The sequence below is a fragment of the Agromyces tardus genome (assembly GCF_003710805.1).
GTDB classification, from domain to species: domain Bacteria; phylum Actinomycetota; class Actinomycetes; order Actinomycetales; family Microbacteriaceae; genus Agromyces; species Agromyces tardus.
In genome coordinates, this window is record NZ_RHHB01000030.1 from 32,070 (window position 1) to 39,428 (window position 7,359).

At 69.1% G+C, this 7,359-nt stretch carries 7 protein-coding genes; 2 read left to right on the forward strand and 5 right to left on the reverse strand.

Annotated features, from left to right (window positions below):
- The first annotated feature begins 99 nt into the window (after positions 1-99).
- Positions 100-1,476 (forward strand): 4-aminobutyrate--2-oxoglutarate transaminase, encoded by a 1,377-nt coding sequence (gene gabT / locus EDM22_RS13510; protein WP_122937610.1) that lies wholly within the window; start codon positions 100-102, stop codon positions 1,474-1,476.
- A gap of 3 nt (positions 1,477-1,479) precedes the next feature.
- Entirely contained in the window at positions 1,480-2,469 is a 990-nt protein-coding gene (locus EDM22_RS13515; RefSeq protein ID WP_122937611.1) for an asparaginase, read from the forward strand.
- Between the two features lie 102 nt (positions 2,470-2,571).
- On the opposite strand, the gene EDM22_RS13520 is transcribed toward EDM22_RS13515, so the two are convergent.
- The 5 genes from EDM22_RS13520 to EDM22_RS19640 form a co-directional block, all read right to left on the reverse strand.
- Entirely contained in the window at positions 2,572-3,318 is a 747-nt protein-coding gene (locus tag EDM22_RS13520) for an ABC transporter permease (protein WP_170964139.1), read from the reverse strand.
- A 152-nt stretch (positions 3,319-3,470) separates the two neighbouring features.
- On the reverse strand, positions 3,471-4,382 hold the full coding sequence (locus EDM22_RS13525) for an ABC transporter permease (protein ID WP_122937612.1): 912 nt from the start codon (positions 4,380-4,382) through the stop codon (positions 3,471-3,473).
- Between the two features lie 2 nt (positions 4,383-4,384).
- Positions 4,385-5,584 carry an ABC transporter ATP-binding protein gene (locus EDM22_RS13530; protein WP_122937613.1) on the reverse strand — a complete coding sequence of 400 codons (1,200 nt, stop codon included), beginning with the start codon at positions 5,582-5,584 and terminating at the stop codon, positions 4,385-4,387.
- A gap of 2 nt (positions 5,585-5,586) precedes the next feature.
- Positions 5,587-6,801 (reverse strand): ABC transporter substrate-binding protein, encoded by a 1,215-nt coding sequence (locus tag EDM22_RS13535; protein WP_376917718.1) that lies wholly within the window; start codon positions 6,799-6,801, stop codon positions 5,587-5,589.
- A 151-nt stretch (positions 6,802-6,952) separates the two neighbouring features.
- The coding region (locus EDM22_RS19640; RefSeq protein WP_212591953.1) for a hypothetical protein at positions 6,953-7,359 on the reverse strand (407 nt) is incomplete at its 5' end.

Sequence of the window (7,359 nt, forward strand, 5' to 3'; positions counted from 1 at the left end):
CCTCCTTCGAACGGGCGGCCGGCGGACGCCGCTCCCCCGTCGATTCTGCACCCGGCCCCCGACACGACGCGCCACGGCCGGGGATAAGCTGGACCGATCATGACTGACACCCAGACACCCGTCGAGACCGTGTCCGCCGCGGAGGCCGCCGTGCCCCAGGAGCGGAAGATCGTCACCGCCATTCCCGGGCCGCGTTCGCAGGAGCTGCACGCGCGACGCCAGGCGGTCGTGTCCTCCGGGGTGTCGAGCGCCCTGCCCGTCTACATCGAGCGCGCGCACGGCGCGATCCTCGAGGACGTCGACGGCAACCGCTTCCTCGACTTCGGCGCGGGCATCGGCGTGACCACCATCGGGCACACGCAGTCGCACGTCGTCGAGGCCGCCTCGGCGCAGCTCCACGACGTCATCCACACGCTCTTCACCATCACGCCCTACGAGGAGTACGTGCGCGTCGCCGAGCTCCTCGCCGCGCACACCCCCGGCGACTTCGCGAAGAAGTCCGTGCTCGTGAACTCGGGCGCCGAGGCGGTCGAGAACGGCGTGAAGATCGCCCGCAAGTACACCGGCCGTCGCGCCGTCGCGGTGCTCGACCACGCCTACCACGGCCGCACCAACCTCACGATGGCCATGAACTACAAGGCGTTCCCCTACGCCACGGGCTACGGCCCCCTCGCGGGCGACGTCTACCACGCACCGAGCTCGTACCCCTACCACGACGGCCTGAGCGGGGCGGATGCCGCGGCCCGCACGATCGGCTACCTCGAGAAGGTCGTCGGGGCCACCGACCTCGCCTGCCTCGTCGTCGAGCCCATCCAGGGCGAGGGCGGCTTCATGGTGCCGGCCGAGGGCTTCCTGCCGACGCTGCAGACCTGGTGCACCGAGAACGGCGTCGTGATGATCGCCGACGAGATCCAGTCCGGCATGGCCCGCACCGGTCGGTACTTCGCGAGCGAGCACTTCGGCTGGGAGCCCGACCTCGTGCTGTCCGCCAAGGGCATCGCGGGCGGCCTCCCGCTCGCCGCGGTCACCGGCCGCGCCGAGATCCTGGACGCGTCGCAGCCGGGCGGCCTCGGCGGCACCTTCGGCGGCAACCCGGTCGCCTGCGCGGCCGCGGTGGCGGTGTTCGAGTCGATCGAGCGCGACGGGCTCCTGCTCGAGGGCCGGCGCATCGAGGCGACGCTCACGGCCGGCCTCGAGCGACTCAAGGCACGCTACGACGTGATCGGCGACATCCGCGGCCGCGGGGCGATGATCGCGATCGAACTCGTGCAGCCCGGCACCGGGGACACCACCAAGGCGCCGAACGCCCAAGCGGTCTCCGAGCTCGTCTCGTACGCCGCCCAGCACGGCGTGCTGTTCCTGAGCGCCGGAACGTACGGCAACGTCCTGCGGTTCCTGCCGAGCCTCGCGATGACCGACGCCCTCATCGAGGACGCGCTCACCGTGCTCGACGACGCGCTCGCCGCCCTCGGGTGACGCGTGCCCGCCACCTTCTCCGTCTCTGACGCCGTCGAACTCGCCGTGGTCGAACGCAGCGGTTTCATCGAGTCCCGCCACGCCGGGTCCGCCATCGTGCTCGCGCCCGACGGCGACGTCGTGCGCACCCTCGGCGACGTGCGCAGCCCCGTGCTGCCGCGCTCGTCGATGAAGCCCTTCCAGGCCGTCGCGGTCATGACCTCGCAGGTCACGCTGCGCGGCGAGGACGCGGCGATCGCCACCGCGAGCCACTCCGGCACCGCCGCCCACGTGGCGCTCGTGCGCGGCATCCTGGGCCGCGCGGGCGTGCCCGAGACCGCACTGGGGTGCCCCACGGCGATGCCGCTCGACCGCGTCGCGCGCGACCAGGTCGTGCGCTCCGACGGGCGGCCCGAGCGCGTCTACATGACCTGCTCGGGCAAGCACGCCGCGATGCTCGCCGCGTGCCGCGCGAACGACTGGCCCCTCGAGGGCTACCTCGAGGTGGAGCATCCGCTGCAGAAGCGCATCCTCGACGTGCTCGAGCGCTTCACCGGCGAGCGGCCGGCGGCCACCGCGATCGACGGATGCGGCGCGCCCGTGCACGCCGTCACCCTCACGGCCCTGGCCCGCGGCATCCAGAAGATCACGACCGCCGCGCCCTCGTCGCCGTTCGCGCTCTACCGCGAGGCTGCGGCGCTGACGGAGGCCGTGCGCGAGCACCCGTGGGCCATCGCCGGACCGGGCCGGCCCGACACCGTCGCGATCGAGCGCCTCGGCGTCTTCGCGAAGTTCGGCGCCGAGGGCATCATGGTCATGACCGCGCCGAACGGCACGACGACCGCGCTCAAGGTGCTCGACGGATCCCAGCGCGCGTCCACCGTCATCGCGGCGCGGCTCCTCGCCGACGCCGGAGCACTCGAGCACTCGGCGATCGACCGCGTGCAGGCCGAGCTCGACCTGTGGGTCATGGGCGGCGACGAGCCCGTCGGCGAGATCCGCGCGACGGTCTAGGTCCCGCCGTCGCCAACGGCTGCGCGCCGGGGTGGGTACGAGAATGGCGGATGTCGCGGCCTGGGGGCGTGGCCGCGACATCCGCCGGTCGCTCGGCTCGGGTCAGCCGAGCTCCTTCGCGAGGCGCTTCGCACGCGCTGCGCGAGAGACCTGGTTGATCACGACGACCGCCAGGGCGATGATGAACACCGCCGACGCGATCACGTTCGCCTCGGCCGGGATGCCGCGCGATGCCGAGATGTAGATGTACTTCGGGAACGTGGTCACCGAACCGGAGTTGAAGTTCGTGATGATGAAGTCGTCGAAGCTCAGCGCGAACGACAGCAGCGCCGCCGCCATGATGCCCGGCAGCAGGAGCGGGAACGTGATGCGCCACCACACCTGCTGCGGCGAACCGTAGAGGTCGCGACCCGCCTCCTCGAGTGCGGGGTCGAGGCTCGCGACGCGCGCCTTGACCGTGACCACGACGAAGCTGATGCAGAACATCGTGTGCGCCAGGATGATCGTCGTCATGTCCTTCGGCACGCCCGCCGCGAGGAACTGCGCCGCGAGGCCGGCACCGAGCACCACCTCGGGCGTCGCCATCGGCAGGAACAGCAGGAGGCTGATCGCCGAGCGCGCCCGGAAGCGATAGCGCACGAGCGCGATGGCGATGAGCGTGCCGAGCACGGTCGCGACGACCGTCGCGACCACGCCGATGACGATGCTGTTCGCGAACGCCTCGCAGACCGCGCCCCCCTCGACGTTGCAGACGTTCAGCCACTTGTCGAGGGTGAACCCGCGCCACGAGATGTTCGACTTGAGGGAGTCGTTGAACGAGAAGATGAAGGTGTACGCGATCGGGATCATCAGGAAGATGAACGCGAGGGTCACGTAGACGGGCAGCAGCCAGTCGCCGAGCCCGACGCGCCTGCGTCGCGGCACCTGCACCGGCCGCCGGCGCTCGCCCTCCTCACTGTTGGTGAATCCGCTGAGCACCACCCCAGCCTGTCCTTCGCCGCTCACAGGAGCTCCTCCGTTCCGGAACGCTTGACGTAGATTCCGACCAGCACGAGGATCGCCGCCATCAGGATGATCGAGAGCGCCGCGGCCGCCGGGTAGTTCAGCAGCACGAGGAAGTTCGCCTCGATCACGTTGCCCATCATCTGCGTGTCGGGCCCGCCCAGGAAGTCCCGGCTGGCGTTCACGTAGTCGCCCGCGGCGGGGATGAACGTCAGGAGCGTTCCCGCCACGATGCCCGGCATCGAGAGCGGGATCGTGATCTTGCGGAACACCGTGAACGGGTTCGCGTACAGGTCGCTGCCGGCCTCGAGGTACCGCGTGTCGAGTCGCTCGAGCGCCGTGTAGAGCGGCAGCGTCATGAACGGGATGAAGTTGTAGGTGAGTCCGAAGATCACCGCGAACGGGGTGCCCGTGAAGTGCGCGTCCGGGGCGAGCAGTGACAGCGCCTTGAGCGACGTGATGATGAGCGACTCGTCCGACAGGATCTGCTTCCACGCGAGCGTGCGCAGCAGGAAGCTGATGAAGAACGGTGCGATCACGAGCACGAGCATGAGGCTCTGCAGGAGCGGCCAGCGCCGCGCCTTCACGCCGATGAAGTACGCGATCGGGTAGCTGAACAACAGGGCGAACACCGTCGCCACGAGGGCGTAGCCGAACGACCGCAGGATGTGCGGCAGGTAGTCCTGGATGACGACGACGTAGTTCTGCCAGTTGAACGCGTACTCGTACTCGCCGACGTCGCCGAACTCCGCGGGCTGCTGCAGCGAGGTCAGGATGAGCGAGATGAGCGGAGTGAGGAAGAACAGGATCAGGTAGAGGATGCCCGGCAGGAGGAGGAAGAACGCGACCCGGCTCTTCTTCTTCGGTGCCTCCGGCTGCGCCTCCGACGTCGCGAATGCTGCGAAGGCCATCGTCAGTCGCCCTCGAGCTCCGAGATGAGCGCCTCGCGACGCTGCACCGCGATCGTGCGGGTGTCGTCGTCGGACGGGAAGCGTTCGATCGAGTCGGGCTCGTCGGCGAGGCCGAAGCCGTGCGCGACGTCCCAGCTGACCCAGACCTCGGAACCCTCCACCGCGACCGGACCGAACCCCATGTTCTGGGCGAACACGGTCATGGTGCCGATACCGGGCACGGAGACGATGTACTGGGTGCTGACACCCGAGAACGACACGTCGATCACCCGAGCCGGGCCGAGCGAGTTGCGCCCGGAGTCGTCGAGGGGAGCCTCGAGGTGCAGTGCGACCTTCTCCGGACGCACGCCGACCGTGACCTCGCCCTGATGCCGCTGGGAACGGGACAGGGGCACCGTGATGGGATGGCCCGCGACGTCGATCGTGATGGACTCGCTGTTCGACGACACGACCTCGCCGCTGAACAGGTTGGACTGGCCGAGGAAGTTGGCCACGAACGCCGTGCGCGGCAGTTCGTAGAGCTCCTGCGGCGCGCCCATCTGCTCGATGGCGCCCTTGTTCATGACCGCGACCGTATCGGCCATGGTCATGGCCTCCTCCTGGTCGTGGGTCACGTGCAGGAAGGTCAGGCCGACCTCCTCCTGGATCGTCTTCAGCTCGAGCTGCATCTGGCGTCGCAGCTTGAGGTCGAGCGCGCCCAGCGGCTCGTCGAGCAGGAGCAGTGCCGGACGATTGACGATCGCACGGGCGAGCGCGACGCGCTGCTGCTGGCCGCCCGAGAGCTGCGCCGGGCGGCGCTGCGCGAGGTGGTCGAGCTCGACGAGCCGGAGCGCCTCGTGGGCCTTGCCCTGGGCGTCGTCGATGCGCCGGCGCTTCAGGCCGAACGCCACGTTCTCGATGATCGACATGTGCGGGAACAGCGCGTAGCTCTGGAAGACGGTGTTGACCGGCCGCTCGTGCGCACGGGTGTCGGTGACATCGCGCCCTCCGATGAGGATGCGACCCTGCGTCGGCTCCTCGAGCCCCGCCACGAGGCGGAGCGTGGTGGTCTTGCCGCAGCCCGAGGGACCGAGCAGGGCGAAGAAGGAGCCGGCCGGGATCGTGAGGTCGAGTTCCTCGATCGCGGTGAACCCGGGGAAGCGCTTCTGGATGCCGACCAGTTCGAGGTCTGCGCCTCGTTCGGCGAATTCGCGAACCGCCATGGTCACGACCCGAGCAGGATGCGCTGGAACTCGGCCTGGTACTTCTGCTCCTCAGCGGGGGTGAGGGTGCGGAAGATGCTGGTCTGCGAGAGCGTCTGCTCGTCGGGGAAGATCAGCTGGTTGTCGGCCAGGGCCGGGTCGATCGCGATCGCCGCCTCCTTGGCGCCGACCACGGGGGTGATGTAGTTCACCCACGCCGCGACCTCCGCCGCGACCTCGGGCTCGTAGTAGTAGTTGATGAGCGTCTCGGCGTTCGTCTTGCGCGGTGAGCCGATCGGCACGATGAAGTTGTCGTTCCAGATGGTGCCACCGGCGGACGGGATCGCGAACTGCCACTTGTCGCCCGCTTCGGCGTTGAGCACGGTGATGTCGCCCGACCAGCAGATCGCGGCGAGCGTGTCCTCGTTCTTCAGGTCCTCGAGGTACGAGTTGCCCTTGATGTTGCGCACCTGGCCGTCTTCGACCTGCTTTGCGAGGATGTCGTTCGCGGTGGTGAACTCGTCGTCGCCCCAGTCGCCCGAGATGTCGACGCCGTTCTGGAGCATGATGAGGCCGATGGTGTCGCGCATCTCGGAGAGCACTCCCACGCGGCCCTTGAGGTCGGGGTTCCACAGGTCGTCGACCGACTCGAGGCCGCCGGGCACCTTCTCGGTGTTCCAGCAGATGCCGGCGAATCCGCCCTGCCACGGCACCGAGTACTCGCGTCCGGGGTCGAAGTCGGGGTTCTCGAGCGACGGGGTCAGGTTCGCGAGGTTGGGGATGTTGTCGTGGTTGAGCTTCTGGCCGTAGCCGAAGCGGATCCAGCGGGCGATCATCCAGTCGGTGAGGCAGACGGTGTCGGCTCCGATGTCCTGGCCGAGGGCGAGCTGGTCCTTGACCTTGCCGTAGTACGTGTTGTTGTCGTCGACGGCCACCTCGTAGTTGACCTTGATGCCGGTCTCCTTCTCGAACTGCACCAGGGTGGGGTAGTTGCCGTTGTCATCTTCATCGATGTAGGCGGCCCAGTTGGCCCAGTTGAGGGTCTTGTCGGTGTCGGACTTGTCGGCCGCCGGAGTCGGCTTCGCTGCCGCGCCTCCGGTGGAGCATGCGGCGAGGGCGAGGGCGGTGGCACCGGCACCTGCGCCGGCGAGCATGGTGCGGCGGTTGACCTGCGCCCGGCGCGCCTGCGCGATCAGTGCGCGGATCATCGGGTCCTGGGGAAGGGGTCGGGAAGTCACTGAGGCTCCTATCGAGTCGCACAAGCGATCAGGGGGTGGGCTAGATACTGCCACACTGCACGGCGACTTTCACCGCTTGATGTCCGAATCGTTAATTTCTGAGACATTCCCGTGCGGAATCAGCATCGATTCGACCCGGAGACGTATGGATTCAGTCGAATCTCGCCACGGGCCACCCCCTGCGACGGGGCTGGCCGCCCGGGGGCACGATCCAGCATTGCGCATCGCCTTCGTCGAGGAGAGGAGGAAGGTCCCGATCTCGCACGAGCGCCCGGTACTCCGCGCCGCCGCCGCGCACCACGATCGTCGCCGCGTCGCGCACGGACCCGGCGAGCGCCCAGTTCGCGGCCCAGCCGTCGGCATCACCCACGATGACCGTTCTTCCGGCGGATTCCGCGGCGGCGAGGGCGGCGGCGGCGCGGTGCCCGGCATCGGTGCCGGGGGCGAGCACGAGGAGGTCCGCGTCGGGGCGCAGGCCCGCGATCGCGTCGGCGGCCGCCCGGGGCGACGCAGCCACGACGGCGACCGGCGCGCCGAGTTCGAGCCGGAGCTCGGGCA